The organism is Clostridium sp. HMP27 (assembly GCF_000765165.1).
GTDB lineage: Bacteria > Bacillota > Clostridia > Clostridiales > Clostridiaceae > Clostridium_AK.
Genome location: NZ_JMFY01000039.1, coordinates 1 through 17,243 on the forward strand (window position 1 = coordinate 1; position 17,243 = coordinate 17,243).

At 31.0% G+C, this 17,243-nt stretch carries 18 protein-coding genes and 1 rRNA gene; all 19 read left to right on the forward strand.

Annotated features, from left to right (window positions below):
• Positions 1 to 21 precede the first annotated feature (21 nt).
• A 5S ribosomal RNA gene (gene rrf, locus DP68_RS16005) occupies positions 22 to 138 on the forward strand.
• A 189-nt stretch (positions 139 to 327) separates the two neighbouring features.
• A complete protein-coding gene (locus DP68_RS16010) occupies positions 328 to 1,893 on the forward strand; it encodes a sigma 54-interacting transcriptional regulator (RefSeq protein WP_035311334.1) in 1,566 nt (521 codons plus the stop codon).
• A gap of 227 nt (positions 1,894 to 2,120) precedes the next feature.
• A complete protein-coding gene (megL, locus tag DP68_RS16015) occupies positions 2,121 to 3,323 on the forward strand; it encodes a methionine gamma-lyase (protein ID WP_035311335.1) in 1,203 nt (400 codons plus the stop codon).
• A gap of 162 nt (positions 3,324 to 3,485) precedes the next feature.
• Positions 3,486 to 4,856 (forward strand): Na+/H+ antiporter NhaC family protein, encoded by a 1,371-nt coding sequence (locus DP68_RS16020; protein ID WP_035311339.1) that lies wholly within the window; start codon positions 3,486 to 3,488, stop codon positions 4,854 to 4,856.
• 35 nt (positions 4,857 to 4,891) lie between these two features.
• Entirely contained in the window at positions 4,892 to 5,476 is a 585-nt protein-coding gene (locus DP68_RS16025) for a 2-oxoacid:acceptor oxidoreductase family protein (protein ID WP_035311342.1), read from the forward strand.
• Positions 5,463 to 5,768, forward strand: a complete 306-nt coding sequence (locus DP68_RS16030) for a 4Fe-4S binding protein (protein ID WP_186429783.1) — start codon at positions 5,463 to 5,465, stop codon at positions 5,766 to 5,768. Before DP68_RS16025 ends, DP68_RS16030 begins: the two co-directional genes overlap by 14 nt.
• Positions 5,769 to 5,783: 15 nt before the next feature.
• Positions 5,784 to 6,974: a pyruvate ferredoxin oxidoreductase gene (gene porA, locus DP68_RS16035; RefSeq protein WP_035311347.1), complete on the forward strand. Its 1,191-nt coding sequence runs from the start codon at positions 5,784 to 5,786 to the stop codon at positions 6,972 to 6,974.
• A gap of 11 nt (positions 6,975 to 6,985) precedes the next feature.
• Positions 6,986 to 7,939: a thiamine pyrophosphate-dependent enzyme gene (locus DP68_RS16040; RefSeq protein WP_035311349.1), complete on the forward strand. Its 954-nt coding sequence runs from the start codon at positions 6,986 to 6,988 to the stop codon at positions 7,937 to 7,939.
• Positions 7,940 to 8,139: 200 nt separating this feature from the next.
• A complete protein-coding gene (locus DP68_RS16045) occupies positions 8,140 to 8,580 on the forward strand; it encodes a PaaI family thioesterase (RefSeq protein ID WP_052085860.1) in 441 nt (146 codons plus the stop codon).
• 148 nt (positions 8,581 to 8,728) lie between these two features.
• A complete protein-coding gene (locus DP68_RS16050) occupies positions 8,729 to 9,097 on the forward strand; it encodes a GntR family transcriptional regulator (RefSeq protein ID WP_035311350.1) in 369 nt (122 codons plus the stop codon).
• A gap of 2 nt (positions 9,098 to 9,099) precedes the next feature.
• On the forward strand, positions 9,100 to 9,795 hold the full coding sequence (locus DP68_RS16055; protein WP_035311351.1) for an ABC transporter ATP-binding protein: 696 nt from the start codon (positions 9,100 to 9,102) through the stop codon (positions 9,793 to 9,795).
• A complete protein-coding gene (locus tag DP68_RS16060; protein ID WP_035311353.1) occupies positions 9,795 to 10,595 on the forward strand; it encodes a hypothetical protein in 801 nt (266 codons plus the stop codon). The genes DP68_RS16055 and DP68_RS16060 overlap by 1 nt, the downstream gene beginning before the upstream one ends.
• Before the next feature lie 445 nt (positions 10,596 to 11,040).
• On the forward strand, positions 11,041 to 11,640 hold the full coding sequence (locus DP68_RS16065) for a hypothetical protein (protein ID WP_035311354.1): 600 nt from the start codon (positions 11,041 to 11,043) through the stop codon (positions 11,638 to 11,640).
• A gap of 12 nt (positions 11,641 to 11,652) precedes the next feature.
• Positions 11,653 to 12,051, forward strand: coding sequence for a GntR family transcriptional regulator (locus DP68_RS16070; protein ID WP_035311356.1), 399 nt, complete (start codon positions 11,653 to 11,655; stop codon positions 12,049 to 12,051).
• A complete protein-coding gene (locus DP68_RS16075; RefSeq protein WP_035311358.1) occupies positions 12,048 to 12,926 on the forward strand; it encodes an ABC transporter ATP-binding protein in 879 nt (292 codons plus the stop codon). The genes DP68_RS16070 and DP68_RS16075 overlap by 4 nt, the downstream gene beginning before the upstream one ends.
• 1 nt (position 12,927) lies before the next feature.
• A complete protein-coding gene (locus tag DP68_RS16080; protein ID WP_035311361.1) occupies positions 12,928 to 13,950 on the forward strand; it encodes a hypothetical protein in 1,023 nt (340 codons plus the stop codon).
• Positions 13,951 to 14,009: 59 nt separating this feature from the next.
• A complete protein-coding gene (locus DP68_RS16085; RefSeq protein WP_035311363.1) occupies positions 14,010 to 14,924 on the forward strand; it encodes an ABC transporter ATP-binding protein in 915 nt (304 codons plus the stop codon).
• Positions 14,921 to 16,126: an ABC transporter permease subunit gene (locus DP68_RS16090; protein ID WP_035311365.1), complete on the forward strand. Its 1,206-nt coding sequence runs from the start codon at positions 14,921 to 14,923 to the stop codon at positions 16,124 to 16,126. The genes DP68_RS16085 and DP68_RS16090 overlap by 4 nt, the downstream gene beginning before the upstream one ends.
• Positions 16,127 to 16,256: 130 nt before the next feature.
• Positions 16,257 to 16,973 (forward strand): gamma-glutamyl-gamma-aminobutyrate hydrolase family protein, encoded by a 717-nt coding sequence (locus tag DP68_RS16095; protein ID WP_035311366.1) that lies wholly within the window; start codon positions 16,257 to 16,259, stop codon positions 16,971 to 16,973.
• Positions 16,974 to 17,243 lie beyond the last annotated feature (270 nt).

Here is a 17,243-nt window from a genome sequence, read left to right on the forward strand (position 1 = left end):
GAACATAGTTCTTTCTATATATCTGGTGATTATGGCTTGAAGGTAACACCCGTACCCATTCCGAACACGAAGGTTAAGCTTCAAAGCGCCAATGGTACTGCCGGGGAGGCCCGGTGGGAGAGTAGGTCGTTGCCAGATAGAAAACACATCAGTTAATCTGATGTGTTTTTTAGTTTTTTGATTACATTTAGAACTAAGTATTTTGCTTAGTTCTTTTTATATATTCATTGAAAAATTAATCGTCTGACAATTAAGAATTTTTAATTGATATAAATTTACTTATAATATAAAATTAAAACAGAGAAATAATTTTATTAGGGGGATAACGTGGAAAAATATCTAAGATTTGAAGTAATAACAAAAGATAGAATGGGTATTACCTTAGAAATATTAGATAAGCTTTATAAGCTAGACATAAATCTTAGTTCTCTAGAGGTGTTTCCAGCAAAGGTATACATTAAGATAAAGGAAATATCTGAGAGAAACAAGAAATTATTGAAAAGTCAATTACATAGTATAGATGGAGTTGATGCTATAAAAGAGGTTGAATTACTAGAATATGAAAAAAACGAAAGGAAGCTCTTTGCAGTTATTAACTCTGTAGATGATGGCATTTTATATATAAATAAAGACTTAGAAATAGAGATATTTAATAATTATTGTGAAAGTATATTTCACTATAAAAAAAGAGATGTACTTGGGAAGAATATAAAAACTATAATACAAGATGCTCTTATGGTAAAGGCTTTAGTTAGCGGAGAAGAATATAATAATATTGAAGTAAAAGTAAATACTCAAAAGGGTGAAAGTCATTATTTAACTAGTGGAAGAGCAATTAAAGATGATAATAATAACACTGTTGGAGTAGTTGCTTCAATTAAAGATATGGAAAAAGCTATTGAAATGGCAAAAGTAGTATCAGCTACAGATGAAGGAGCTTTTAAGGAAATAGTAGGTAACAGTCCATCTATCGAAAGAGTAAAAAATATAATTAAGACAGTAGCTAAGGGTACTTCAACTGTTATGCTAAGAGGAGAAAGTGGGACAGGTAAAGAGCTTTTTGCAAGGGCTATTCAAAACTTAAGCGATAGAAAAAATAAGAATTTTGTTACTATAAATTGTGCCGCTCTACCAGATAATTTAATTGAAAGTGAGTTGTTTGGATATGAGAAGGGAAGCTTTACTGGAGCTATTAATACAAAAGAAGGGCTTTTTAAGGAAGCACATGAAGGAACTTTATTTTTAGATGAAGTTGGAGAATTATCATTAATATTACAAGCTAAACTTTTAAGGGTACTGCAGGAAGGAGTTATAAGAAAAGTAGGAAGCAACAAAGAAGAAAAAGTAGACGTAAGAATAATTGCTGCAACTAATAGAAATCTAGAAGATATGGTAGTAGAAGGAAAGTTTAGGGAAGATTTATATTATAGATTAAATGTAATACCTATATTTATTCCTCCTTTAAGAGAAAGAAGCGGAGATATACCAGATTTGGTTACATTTTTTATAAATAAGCTGAATAAAAAGCTGAATAAAAAGGTTTTAGGAGTTGAATCAGTATTTATAGATAGGCTAGTAAAGTATAATTGGCCGGGTAATATTAGAGAACTTCAAAATATTATAGAAAGATCCATGAATTTATGTAATAAAGAACTTTTAGAGGCCGACCATTTAATTATTCGACTTCCTGAAAACTCAAAAATAATAAATATTACTGCAGAAGATGAAGGGGGAATAAAATTAAAGGATATAGTTGAAATATGCGAAAAGGAAGCAATAATAAAGGCATTAAAGAAAAATAAAACTTGCAGAAAGGCTGCAAAGGCTTTAGGAGTATCTCATACTACAATAATAAATAAAATAAATAAATACAATATAAAGTGGAATGAATAATTTACAAGTGGAAAGTATTCATTCCACTTTTTTACACAAAATGGTAGTAAATGTTTACATCAATATTACCGACTTTAATAAAAGATTGGAATCCTTTTAAAATAAGGAGTATACAACGAATTAATATTTCAATATAAACACTGGCATCAATGTTGCTAATATAATATTGCATAGAGACAATTGAAAAGTAAATTTAAAATAATCATAAAATTAAGGGGGATATAAGGATGAATAAAGAGCACATGATTAATATGGGATTTGGTACTAAGGCTATACATGGTGGACATGAAAAGGATGCACAATTTGGATCTCTTTCTACACCAATATATCAAACATCAACATTTATATTTGATACTGCAGAACAAGGGGGAAGAAGATTTGCTCTAGAGGAACCTGGATATATATATTCAAGATTGGGTAACCCAACCAGCTCAGAAGTAGAGAATAAAATGGCTATATTAGAAGGTGCTGAAGCAGCAGTTGCAACAGCTTCAGGAATGGGCGCTATATCTTCTGTATTATGGACATTACTAAAAGCTGGAGACCACATAGTGGCAGCAGATACTCTTTATGGATGTACTTTTGCATTATTAAATCATGGAATTACTAAGTTTGGAATAGATGTGACCTTTGTAGACACTAGTAATTTAGAAGAAGTTAAAAATGCTATGAGATCTAACACAAGGGTTGTTTACTTAGAAACACCTGCGAATCCAACATTAAAAATTACAGATATAGGAGCTATATCTGTAATAGCACATGAAGTTGAAGGATGTGTAGTAGTTGTAGATAATACATTTAGTACTCCATATATCCAAAGGCCAATAGAGCTTGGTGCCGATATCGTTGTTCACTCTGCAACTAAATATTTAAATGGACATGGGGATGTTATAGCTGGATTTGCTGCTGGCAAGCAAGATGTTATAAATCAGGTTAGATTAGTTGGTATTAAGGATATGACAGGATCAGTGTTAAGTCCATTTGACGCTTTCTTAATTATAAGAGGTATGAAAACATTAGAAATTAGAATGGAAAGACATTGTGCAAATGCAATGAAAGTTGCTAAATTCTTAGAGACTCATCCAGCAGTTGATAAGGTATATTACCCAGGATTAGAAAGCTTTGAATACTATGATTTAGCTAAAAAACAAATGAAATTACCAGGCGCTATGATATCCTTTGAACTTAGAGGTGGAGTTGAAGAAGGAAGAATGGTTATGAATACTGTTAAATTAGCTAGCTTAGCAGTAAGTTTAGGAGATACCGAAACGCTTATTCAGCATCCGGCTTCAATGACACATTCACCATATACGTCAGAAGAAAGAGCAGCAGCAGGAATAAGTGATGGATTAGTTAGGTTATCTGTTGGTCTTGAAACAGCTGAAGATATAATTGCAGATTTAAAACAAGCATTAGATTTAATAATATAATAGATTATTAATTTATATATTATAGCTGCAAATACAATGACATTTTTGCAGCTATAATATAAATTTAATTAGCTCGAAGATATTGCAATAATCTTATTTTTCCATACCCATTGTAAATTTAAATTATATTAAGTTCGGTATTTATTTTGAGGGGGAATAGTCATGGAAAATAAATCAAATAAGTCAATATCAAATGGAAAAGCATTAATACCTTTCGTAATCTTTATTGCAGTTTATTTAGGTAGCGGAATAATTCTTCAAGCAAAAGGCACAGAAATGGCTTTTTATCAACTTCCAGCACCAGTTGCAGCATTTTGTGGTATTATTAGTGCATTTTTTATTCTAAAAGGAAGCATTAATGAAAAATTTGATACTTTTGTAAAGGGCTGTGGAGATTCAAATATAATTATAATGTGTATAATCTATTTACTAGCTGGAGCCTTTGCAACTGTATCTTCAGCTATGGGTGGAGTTGATTCCACTGTCAATTTAGGATTAACTTATATACCAGCAAACTATATAGTGGCAGGACTGTTTATCATATCTTGCTTCATATCCCTATCTACAGGAACTTCAGTTGGTTCAATAGTGGCTGTAGCGCCTATTGCAGTAGGACTTGCTACCAAAGCAGGACTTTCCCTTCCACTTACGCTAGCTTCTGTACTTGGTGGATCAATGTTTGGAGATAACTTATCTGTAATATCAGATACAACAATTGCTGCAACTAGAACTCAAGGTTGTGAAATGAGGGATAAGTTCAGAGTAAATATATATATAGCAGCACCAGCGGCAATCATAACATTAGTTTTATTACTTATATTTGGCAGGCCAGAAACTATACCTGTAATGCAAAATTATGACTACAACATAATTAAAGTTTTACCATATTTATTTGTATTAGTACTATCTTTAGTTGGAGTAAATGTTTTTGCTGTATTAACAGGAGGAATTATTATTTCAGGCATAATTGGTTTAACATATGGAGATTTAACAGTTTTAACTTTTACACAACAAATATATGAAGGCTTCAAGAGCATGATAGAAATATTTTTGTTATCAATGCTTACTGGAGGACTTGCTGAAATGGTAACTAAAGCAGGTGGAATTCAATTCTTACTAGATAAAATTCAGCAAATGATGAAGAGTAAAAAATCAGGAGAAATTGGTATAGCAGCGCTTGTATCATTAACTGATGCTGCGGTTGCTAACAATACTGTTGCAATTATAATCAACGGGCCTATAGCTAAAGAAATGTGCAATAAATACAAGGTTGATCCTCGCAGAAGTGCATCATTACTAGATACTTTTTCTTGTATAATGCAAGGAATAATACCCTATGGTGCTCAGATGTTAATGCTTCTAAGCTTTACAAAAGGAGCAGTGTCTCCATTTCAAGTAATACCTTTAGCTTGGTATATATATCTTCTTGCTATATCAGCAATTACTTCAATATTCGTACCATTTGCTGATGGAAGTATAAAAAATAACCCATGGAAATGGGATAAAGAAAATGAAATAGAAGTTAAAGCATAGAACTTTCTTGTAAAAAAGTGAATGGAGGAAAAGCAATGAATAATAAATTAGTTGAAATCCGTTGGCATGGACGAGGTGGACAAGGCGCTAAAACAGCATCATTACTTTTAGCAGAAGCTGCTTTTAATGTTGGAATGTATGTTCAAGGATTTCCAGAGTATGGACCAGAAAGAATGGGGGCACCAATAACTGCATATAACAGGATTGCTAATTTTGAGTTAAGAGTACACAGTAATATTTATGAACCAGACTATGTTGTTGTGGTAGATGAAACATTATTAAAGTCTGTACCCTGCACTAAAGGATTAAAAAAGGAAGGGGCTATAATAATCAATAGCAAAAAGAAACCAGAAGAGCTTAGAGTCGAATTAAAAGGATATGAAGGAAGAGTATATACAATAGATGCAAAGGGTATTTCAGAAGAAATATTAGGTGCAAATTTCCCCAATACACCAATGCTTGCAGCAGTAGTTAAAGTAAGCGGAGTATTAGAAGAAAAGCAATTTGTAGAGGATATGGAAAATTCATTTAAACATAAGTTTGCAAGTAAACCTCATGTTATCCCTAAAAATATTGAGGCACTTAAGAGATCCCTTCAGGAGGTGAATGGAATTGGGTAAAAGAATGAATATAAATTCAAATACAAAGTGGCATGAGTATCCAAGAGGTGGAGAAGTTCTTGATGCAGGTAATGCAGAAGAATTCAAAACTGGTGATTGGAGATCTATGAAGCCAATTTGGCATGAAGATAAATGTAAACATTGTATGTTTTGTTGGGCTGTATGTCCTGACATGTCAATAGTGGTTAAAGATGAGAAAATGATAAAAATAGATTATGACTTCTGTAAGGGCTGTGGAGTTTGTACAAAGCAATGTAAATTTGGAGCACTAGATTTTGTATTAGAGGAATAAGAAGGAGGAAGAATAATGGCCAAGGCTGAACAAATCAGAAAGAGTTTAAGTGGTAATGAGGCAGTTGCTACAGCTATGATGCAAATAAATCCAGATGTAATGGCTGCATTTCCTATAACACCATCAACTGAGGTACCACAATATTTTTCATCATTTGTAGCAAATGGGCAGTGCACAACTGAGTTTGTACCAGTAGAATCAGAGCACAGTGCTATAAGTGCTTGTATAGGAGCATCAGGGGCAGGTGCAAGAGTATTTACTGCAACTTCTGCTAATGGATTAGCTCTTATGCATGAAATGCTATATATAGCTGCAGGAGACAGACTTCCAGTAATAATTGCAGCAGTAAATAGAGCGCTAGCATCTCCAATCAATATACACAATGATCATTCGGATACAATGGGAGAAAGAGATACAGGATTTATTCAAATTTATGCTGAAAATGTCCAAGAGGCATATGATAATTTTATACAAACTGTAAAAATAGCAGAGCATCCAGAGGTTATGACCCCCGCTATGGTTTGCTATGATGGATTTATTACATCTCATGCTGTTGAAAATTTTTATATGTTAAATAATGAGGATGTTGAAGGTTTTGTAGGAGAAAATAAGAGGGTTGAAGATGGTCTTCTTGGAAAAGAAAATAAACTGATAGGTGCATTAGGGCTTCAAGATGTATATATGGAGATGAAAAGACAGCAATTAGAAGGGGTATTAAATGCTAAAAGGGTATGTTTAGATGTAGCTAAAGAATTTGAAGAATTAACAGGAAGAAAATACGGATTTTTTGAAGAATATAAGTTAGATGATGCTGATTACGCCATAGTTATTATAGGATCATCGGCTGGAACAGCTAAGAGAGCCATTGATGATTTAAGGATTAAAGGAGTCAAAGCAGGACTTCTTAAGATAAGATTGTTCAGACCATTCCCAAGTGAAGAAATTGCTAAGGCACTTAAAAATGCTAAAGCTATAGCTATAATGGATAAATCAGAAGGCATGTCTGGAAACGGTGGCCCATTATATACTGATGTTGTAAGCTCTTTATATGGAATATCAGATAATAAAATAATAATGAGCTTTATTTATGGATTGGGTGGAAGAGATGTTAAAGTAAGCAGCATAGAAAAAGTGTATAATGAATTACAAAATGCAGTTAAGACAGGTAAATATAAGCGACATAACTATTTGGAAGTAAGAGAATAGGGGGGAGCGAAATGGCAACATTAAAAGAGTTAACTAAAGTCAAAGAAAGAATAACTGCCGGACATAAAATGTGTGCTGGATGTGGTGCTCCAATGGTTGTTAAATGGGTTCTGAAAGCTGTGAGGGAAGAAGATCAAGCTGTAATTTCCAATGCTACAGGGTGTCTTGAAGTTTCCTTTGGAGTTTACCCATATAGTGCATGGAAGGATTCGTATATTCATACAGCTTTTGAATGTGCTGCTGCTACAGGCAGCGGTGTAGAAGCTGCTTATAGAGCATTAAAGGCAAGAGGAAGAATTGAAGATAATTATAAATTTATAACATTTGGTGGAGATGGAGGTACCTACGATATTGGATTTCAATCCCTATCAGGAGCAATGGAAAGAGGACATGATATGCTTTATGTTTGCTATGATAATGGAGCTTACATGAATACTGGCATTCAAAGATCATCAGCAACTCCATTAGGAGCAGATACAACTACAACACCTCAAGGAAAAGAATCTTTTGGAAAACAACAGTATAGAAAAGATTTAACTCAAATAATGGTAGGACATCATTTGCCCTATGTGGCTCAAACTGTCCCTGTAATACCCGGAACCAAATATATGATGGATTTATATAACAAATCTAATAAAGCTATAAATGAAATTAAAGGCCCAAAATTTATGAATGTATTAACTCCATGTCCAAGAGGATGGAGATGTGATACTGAAAGTGAATTAGACTCAATTAAAGCAGCTGTTGAAACTTGTTGGTGGCCTCTATATGAAGTAATTGATGGGGAATATAAGTTAAACTACAGGCCAAAAGAAAGATTACCAATAGAGGAATGGTTAAATCTACAAGGAAGATTTAAGCACTTATTCAAATCAAAAGAGGGAAAAGTTAAGATAGCTGAAATTCAAAATGAAGTTGATAAAAGATGGAAGAATTTATTATTTCTTTGTAGATACAATGAATAGATTTTAAGATAATATTTGGATTTGCTTCTATGTAAAGAGGAGTTTCTCGTAACGTATATACGTCACGAGGAGCTTTTTTTCTTTAAATATTCTCAAATACCATAAAGTCGTGAGTTTTATTCAAATATAAAGCAAACTAAACATAACTCTAATATAGTAGTATAATAAATAAATGAATTATGGAGTAAAGGAGAATTGAAATGAACGACGAAAATGGTTTTGAAGGGTTAGGAAAAATATTAAAAACAAAACATGCTAACTGCTTTGAGGTAATGAAACCTAAAATTATACAATATACTGCTAAAGAAAGTTTAACTATAGGATTTCCGGTTTTAGAAGAATATCTAAATCCCGATGGAAGAATGCAGGGAGGCTTTATAACTGCCGCTTTTGATAATACCTTTGGTGCTTTATGTTTTTATGAAGTTAAAGATTTAGCTTTACCAGCAACTATAGATATAAGTACTAGTTATCAAAGACCTATATTTATGGGGGATGAACTTATAATAACTGTTGACATAAAATCCATGGGAAATACCATAGTACATATGACAGGAGATGCAAGGAATAGAGAGGGAAAGTTAGTTGCCACAAGTACAACTAATATAATGCTTTTAAAAGATGATACTAAGATAAAATAAATATTTAAACACTAAAAGTAAAGCTATTAGGATAAAAAATTTATCTTAATAGTTTTACTTTTATAAGTTGACAATAAAGCTGCACTAGTGTATTATGTTATTAGTACACTAGTACTATGTAACATTTGCGATAATAGGGAGGTGCAATATGAGTATAAACTTTGACGATAAAAGTCCAATATATGTTCAAGTAATTAATATGATAAAAAAGCAAATGGTAGCAAGAGAGTTAAAAGGGGGAGATAAATTGCCGTCTGTAAGAGATTTATCAGCAGAATTAAAAGTTAATCCTAATACTATTCAAAGAGTGTATAAAGAACTTGAAAGAGAAGGATTAGCATTTACCCAAAGAGGTATGGGAACCTTTATAACAGAAGATGAAAATGTAATACATAACTTAAGAAGAGATACTGCAAAGGAAATAATGAGTTCTTTCATAGAGGGTATGAAACATTTAGGATTCAATAATGCAGAAATAATAAATATGATTGAGAAAAAGTTAAAGGAGGAAAATTAAAAGTGAATATAGTGTTAGAGACTAAAGATTTATCTAAAAGCTATTTTACAAAGAAAGCATTGAAGAATATAAATATGTCTTTAGAAAAAGGGAAGGTACTTGGGCTCTTAGGACCTAATGGAAGTGGAAAAACTACATTTATAAAAATTGCTGTGGGAATTTTAAGACAATCCAGTGGAGAAATTCGAATTGATGGAAAAAAACCAGGGGTGGACACAAAAGCAGTAGTGTCATATCTTCCTGATAGAAATTATCTATATAAATGGATGAAGATAAAGGATGCGGTAGAGTTTTTTAAAGACTTTTACAAGGATTTTCATGAAGAAAGGTGTAGCGAACTTTTGAAATTTATGAAACTTGAAGAAGATATGAAGATAACTTCTTTATCAAAGGGAATGATGGAAAAATTAAACTTGACTTTAGTGCTGTCAAGAAAGGCTAAGTTATATATATTAGATGAACCACTAGCGGCAGTTGATCCTGTAGCTAGGGAACAAATACTTGATGCAATTATTCAAAGTTACAATGAGGAAAGTTCTATGATTATAACAACTCATCTTGTAAAAGACATTGAAAGAGTATTTGATGATGTAGCTTTAATAAAAGATGGAGAAATAGTTCTTTCAGGAAATGCTGAAGATTTAAGAATGGAAAAAGGTATGTCTATTGATGAACTATTTAGGGAGGTATTTAAATAATGGATAAGTTAATAAAATATGAGTTAAAAGGAGACTATAAATTATTTGGCATAATATTTACAATTGCTATTCTATTAAATGGTGGTCTTTTCACTAGAATAGATAAGTGGGAAGAGGGAATTATCATAGCTTTAACTACAATGATCAGTTCATTTTTATTCTTAACCATTTTAATATTTGTAATTAAATCCTTTGAAAAGGAAATGTATGAAGATAGAGGATATTTAACCTTTACATTGCCAGTTAGTGGAAGAAAAATAGTAGGAGCTAAGCTTATTACTGCACTAATATGGTTTGCAGTAGCGGGTATACTATCACTCATATCCATAAGAATACTCTTTGGCCTTGTATTTGATGAATCAATTATAAATGAACTTAGTACAAGGTTAAGTACTTTTATCAATATGAAAACTATATTAGCGGTAATTTTATTTGGAATAATAAATATAATAACCCTTTTGTTATTAGTATATTTTTCAATAACTATTACGAGAGTGGCGCTAAAGGGTAAAAAGGTTAGTAAGTTCTTAGGGTTTGTAGCGTTTATAGCGTTAAATGCAGCTATTGCTTATATTGAATATAAGATAATACAGCTTTTTCCCCAAACAATAAGCTTTATGCCAGAGCTTTTACAAGGGTTCCCAGCAAATGCTGAGCCAATGCTACTTGATGGAACACTAATAACTATTAGGAATTCAGGTTTAAATATTAATATAGCAGCTGTAATTTATAATATCGTTATTTATGTAGGGTTATTTTTGGGAACAGGATATCTTATAGATAATAAAATAGATATTTAGAAGTATTCCGACGGTTTTCAATGCTCTGGGGTGCATGGAATTTTCATCTAGGAAGACTATTGAGTTATGGTAACATCTCAGTAAGCTGAGATGTGCTGATTTATAATGAAATCATAGATTTCTATAGATCATGCAACAACAGCTAATATTTATAAATTAAAAATTTCTAAATAAAGCCGTTTTAAAGCTTATTCAATGTCTTCTACGATGAAAATTCCATACTTCCAGGGCATTAAAAAATTCTTCATTTGAACTGCTGAAGGAAGAAATTCAGCTAACTCAATTTCTAAAATATTTTATGGAAGCAGCCCTGGAGGGTTGCAAGAATTTGTATGTATTAATATTTCATAAAATATTATAAAAATGCTATTGAAATAATGAGAAAGTATAGTTACAATATTAGTGTACTATATTTAATAGTGCACTTAATACAGGGGGTGCGGTTGTGAAAAGAAAAAATTTTGTTGGTTTAGTGGTAGCATTACTAGTTTTACCTTTGGCAATGGCCTTTTATTCGGGAAACAGGAATTATGAAAGAAAAACTACTTATGATACTCCAGAAAAGGTTATAGAAGAATTCTTTAAAAGCTGGAATTTTGATAAAAATAAGTTAAGAAGTAACCATATGTATTCACAGGACTATAAGGATTGCCTATCTGAGAGGCTTAGAATGCTTCATGAAGAAAATGGATTTACAGCTTCTCCGGATAGAAGTTCTGGAAAGGCACAGTTAAAAAGTTTTGAACTTATAAAAGATGAAAAAGTTATAAGGGACATAAATCTTCAATATGCCTATTATGATAGCAATACAAAGCAAGTAATCTCAGGAGTTAATGCCTATTATAAAGATTTTATAAAAGATGTGCCTGAAGAAATAAGATTTTATAGAGTGGATTATAAAGGAGAAAACTTGTATGATACAGAAAGTAGTCCAGAAAACTTTACAAGGATATATACTCTTATAAAAAAGGATGGACATTGGACTATAGATAATTTTGGAGATAGCGGAAATTATCATATATTAAATGAGGAAAATGCAAATTAGGGGGAATAGCAATTGATAGTAATTGATCCAAGAAGTAGTACTCCCATATATGAACAGATAGTTATTAGAATTAAAGAGCTTATATTAAAAGGTGTGTTAGAGCCGGGGGATAAGCTGCCTTCTGTAAGAGAACTTTCAGGTATAATTACAGCAAACCCTAATACAGTAAGCAAAGCTTATGCAGAGCTTGAAAGACAAAAGGTTATTGAAACTATAAGAGGACGAGGTACCTTTGTTGTTGAAAATTATAAACCTAGAATTCAGGAGGACAGAATGGAAGCTTTAAAAGAAGATTTAAAGAAAGTAATCCTTGAAGCCAAGTATATGGGGCTTACGAAAGAGGAGCTTGTAGATATAATGGATATTTATTATGAAGAATTTAACACACATGGAGAGGAGGGGAAGAATTGATAGAGATAAAGGGCTTAAGTAAAATGATAGAAGATAAATACATATTAAAGGAAATAAATCTTAAGGTTAACAAAGGAAGTATATTTGGACTTATAGGGCCTAATGGAGCGGGAAAGAGTACCCTTATAAGATGCCTCACAGGTATATATGGATTGGAAGAAGGAGAAATACTTTACGAGGGGCAAAGTGTTTATGAAAATATAGATGTAAAAAATAAAATAGGATATGTAGCAGATGAAAATAACTTTTTCTCTACATTTAAGCTTATAGACATTATAAGTTACTATAAATTAGCTTACAAAAACTTCGATGAAGAAAAGTTTAAAGAGTTAAATAAAGAATTTAAAATGAATACTAAAAAGAGGTTTTTTCAGCTATCAAAGGGAAATAAAATGAAGTTCGCCATTATGATGGCTATGTGTATACAACCTGAATATCTAATATTAGATGAGCCTACCTCTGGAATAGATCCAATATTTAAAAGAAAGTTTATTGAAATGCTACTAAATGAAGTAGCAGAAAAGGGAACTACAATTATAATATCTTCTCATAATTTATCTAATGTAGAGAGAATATGTGACACTGTAGCAATATTAAATAATGGAAAGGTCACAGCAGTAAGCTCTATAGATGATATGAAAAATAAGATTAAAAAGCTTCAGGTGGCATTTAAGGCAGCAATTAAAGAAGAAGAACTAAAAATTCATGGAGTAGTTAAGATTGAAAATGTAGGAAGAGTTTATAATATAGTAACTACTGATTATGGAGCAGAACTAATAGCCAAAATCAATTCACTAAACCCTCTATTTGTAGAAGAACTTGATTTAAGTCTTGAAGATATATTCATATATACCATAGAAGGGGAGGGAAAATAAAATGAAGAAGTTTTTAAACAAAGCAGTTCTATTTGAAACCCTAATTTCTATGAAATATATAATAATTTTAGAATTTTTAGTTGTGGTTGTTGGAGCTTTGACGAAGATATCAGAAGTCCATAACTCAATACTTAATAACTTTGATTACTTTAGAAGTTACTTGTCAATAGATATTATAGTAATAATGATGATACTTGCTGCAATGAACTTTCTTATCTCCATAGGAGTTATGGGTATTAATAAACATAAAAACTTTTTATTTTTAAGTTCCCAGCCTATAACAAGAGAAGAAATGGTATTTACAAAAGGGTTTATAGCCTTGTCGTTAAGTTTTATAAATGTAGCATTATATATGTATATAAACTATATAGATTTTATAGCAAATAAACAATTATATAAGTATTTTTTAATAAATTATAATAATGAATTTCTAATAAAAGAGCTTATACTATTAATTACATTTTCTATAGGTTTCTTTACTTATATATTTTTAATAAATGGGATAGTAAACAATGGAATAGCAGCCATAATAACTACTATAGCAATACCATGTTATCCTTTTGCATTTGTGCTGCTTGCACATAGTTTAGTACCTTATAGATTTCGTGGATTTTTAAGTGAAATACTTGATTATATATTGAGCAATATATTCAGCTATGCTAATGGAGAAAAGATATTTAAGGTAACTGTTATAGCCTCCTTAATAATAATATCAATATGTGCTGCAGTGTGGAAACTAATAATAATAAATATATATAAGAAAATAAGAATCGAAAATATGAATAAGCTTTTCATATCAAATACAGTAAGTAAGATTATAAATATTTTAATGTGTATAGTACTTAGTTTATTGATGGGAAATATAATGGTAGCTGTAGTTTTTATATTTTTGAATATATTTATAGCAAATCCTTACCAATCTATTCAAATGCCTAGGATAATTTTGCTCATTTCAAGTATAATTGCAGCGCCTATGATTTATAAAATGCAAAATAAGTTAACAAAATTATATGGGTCAAATTAGTATTATAAATAAATTGGTGAATAAGCATATTAATTAGATGTTAAAAGGAGAGAATTTGTGTGAATATACTTGAAGTAAAGGATGTAAAAAAACAATTAGGAAAAAGAGAAATAATAAAAGGTATAAGTTTTAATGTAAAACAGGGAGAGATATTTGGATTTTTAGGCCCCAATGGAGCAGGGAAAACTACTACTATAAGAATGCTTGTGGGACTTATTTCTCCAAACTCTGGAAGTATAAAAATAGATGGTCATGATATAAAAGGTGAAAGAGAGATGGCACTTAGTGCAGTAGGAGCAGTGGTTGAAAATCCAGAGCTTTATACTTATTTATCTGGTAGGGAAAACTTAATGCAAATTGCAAGAATTAGAGGAATTAGTAAAGCTTATGTAGAGGAAATTATTGAGCTTGTAGAACTTAAAGATAGAATAGGGGATAAAGTAAAAAAGTATTCTCTTGGTATGAAGCAAAGGCTGGGACTTGCAGCAGCACTTATTGCAAAACCTAAACTTTTAATTTTAGATGAACCTACCAATGGACTTGACCCAACGGGTATTATGGATTTTAGGAAAATAGTGAGGAAGGCAGCTCATGAAACAAATACGGCGGTTTTTATATCTTCACACATCTTAAGCGAAGTGCAAACACTTTGTGATACTGTTGCTTTTATAAATAATGGAATAATTCAAAGTGTTGAAAGTATAAATGGAGGTATTGTAAAAGAAAACACAGAAACTATAATTTTATCTGTTAAAGAAATTGAAAAGTGTAGAGAGATATTAAAGAGCTTGAATTGTATTCAGGGAATATCCTTTAAAGAAGATGTATTTAAGCTAATTATTGATAAAAATTCAATACCTGAAATTATATTTAAATTAGCAGAAAATAAAATTCATATAGAAGAAGTTTATAAGAAGCATGTAGAACTTGAAGATAGGTACTTAGAAATCGTAGAGGGAGGAAAAGTGGTATGATTACACTAAAGCTGATAGGTAATGAACTAATAAAATTAATGAATAGAAAGAAAACCTTAGCTATAACTCTTTTATTTGCATTACTTATAGCGTTTGTAGGATTTGCAACATATAAGAATGCAGAAAATATGAAGGAATGGAATAATCCAGAACGAAGAATTCAAATGGAAAAAGAAAATATAGCTCAGTATGAAAGAATGAGGAAAGATAGTACTATACCTGATAGTGATAAAGTTCATTTTGATGAAGAAATTAAAATAGCAAATGAAAGAATTGATTCTATTAAGAAGGAACAAAAGAGTGAAAAACTTGATTGGAAAGTTACACTAAGTGAAGAGATTAAAGGTATGGAAGAACAATTAAAGAGTGCTGAAATGTCTTCAGAAGAAAAGGAAAGAGTTAAAATTAATTTAAATACAAGAAAATATCTTTTATCTAATAATATACAGCCAGAAGAGAATTCATATGAGCCAACAGCATCTGTATTTATAAGAGATTTATTTGGAATGCTTGGAATGATATTTCTTGCAGTAGGAGTAATTATATTTAGTTCAGATATGGTATCAGGGGAGTATACACCTCCAACAATGAAGTTTTTATTAACTCAACCTGTATCAAGGGGAAAGGTACTATTTTCAAAATTTATGGCATTAATTTTATCCTCTACTGTAATAATACTTTTAGTAGAATTTATTGCATTTATAGTTATGGGGATATTATTTGGGTTCGGAAGTATGGGGTATCCTGTATCAGTAGGAACACGCTATATTTATGAGAGTATCACAAGAGGCAATGCTGGAGAACAAGTTATAAAAATAATTGAAGGAAGTACATATATAATTCCTATGTGGCAATATATACTTCAAATGTTTCTAATGCAAGTTTTATTTATAATAGCGTCTGCATCTTTTGCATTTTTATTATCTACAGTAGTAAAAAGCAGCATGGTATCTATGGCTATAAGTACGGTTAGTGTAGTAGCTTTTACTATATTTCAAGCAATGCCATATACCAGAAAATATGTGCAATATCTTTTTACTACTTATGGAGATGTAGGTAAAATTGTAAGTGGAAATATTGCTCAAATGCTTAATAACCCTAGTGTTACATCTATGTATGCAATAGTATTGCTTTTAATGTGGGCAGTGATAAGCTATATAATTTCTCATATTGTATTTGTAAAAAAAGATATATTGATATAAGAGCTATAAAAACAGATAGGTACTAATAAAGTACCTATCTGTTTTTATTTGAAATTTATGTATTAAATTGAATAACCTAACAGTATAATTAGATTAGATTGTAGTGACATGTAAATGGGGAGGTTGGGATATGAAGCCGATAATAGGTATAACAACATTTAAAGAATATAAAGAACAGAGAGAGTATAATTCTTTAGATTGTGCTTACATTAACTCTGTAACTTCAGCAGGAGGTGTGCCTTTATTATTGCCTGTAATTAATAATAAAGAAGATATAAAGCAATATTTAAATAATATTGATGGATTGATTTTTAGTGGGGGGGAGGACATATTACCTGAAATTTATGGAGAGAATCCAATAAATGAGCTAAGAGCCATATCTACTGAAAGAGATTTTTTTGAAATAGAATTATTTAAACTTGCGTATGATATGGATAAGCCTATTTTAGGAATTTGTAGGGGAATTCAACTGATAAATGTGGCCAGCGGAGGAACTCTATATCAAGATATTCATGTACAAAGGGAAAATGCATTAGGACATTATCCTACAAAAATAAAGAGAGATAGTTTATATCATTTTATAGATATAGAGAAGGGTAGCAAATTGTTTGATATATTTAATGAAGAAAGGATAATGGTAAACTCTTTTCATCATCAATCCGTTAAAAATGTTTCTCAGTCGTTTAGGATAACAGCTAGAAGTTATGATGGAATAATTGAAGCGATAGAAGCTAAGGATAAGAAATTTGTAGTAGGAGTTCAATGGCACCCAGAAGCTTTAGTAACGAATCACAAAGAGTTTGAAAAGTTATTTGGGCAATTTATTGATGCAGCTAAAAGCAAATAGAAGTTTATTTAAGGATATATACAACAATATAATAGTATATATCCTTAAAATGATCAAATACTATTCCAGGTGTGTCAATACAATGGATATGGAGAAAAAATATAAAAAAGTGAGTATAATTAATTTAATTTAAGATAATAATAAATAATAATATAATATAAAAAAACTAATCATGATAAGATAACATTCGTCGCTGAGATGAGCGATAAGCAAATCAAATGATTGATAACAACTTGAAAAAATATTTTCAAAAGTTGTTGACAAGAAGAA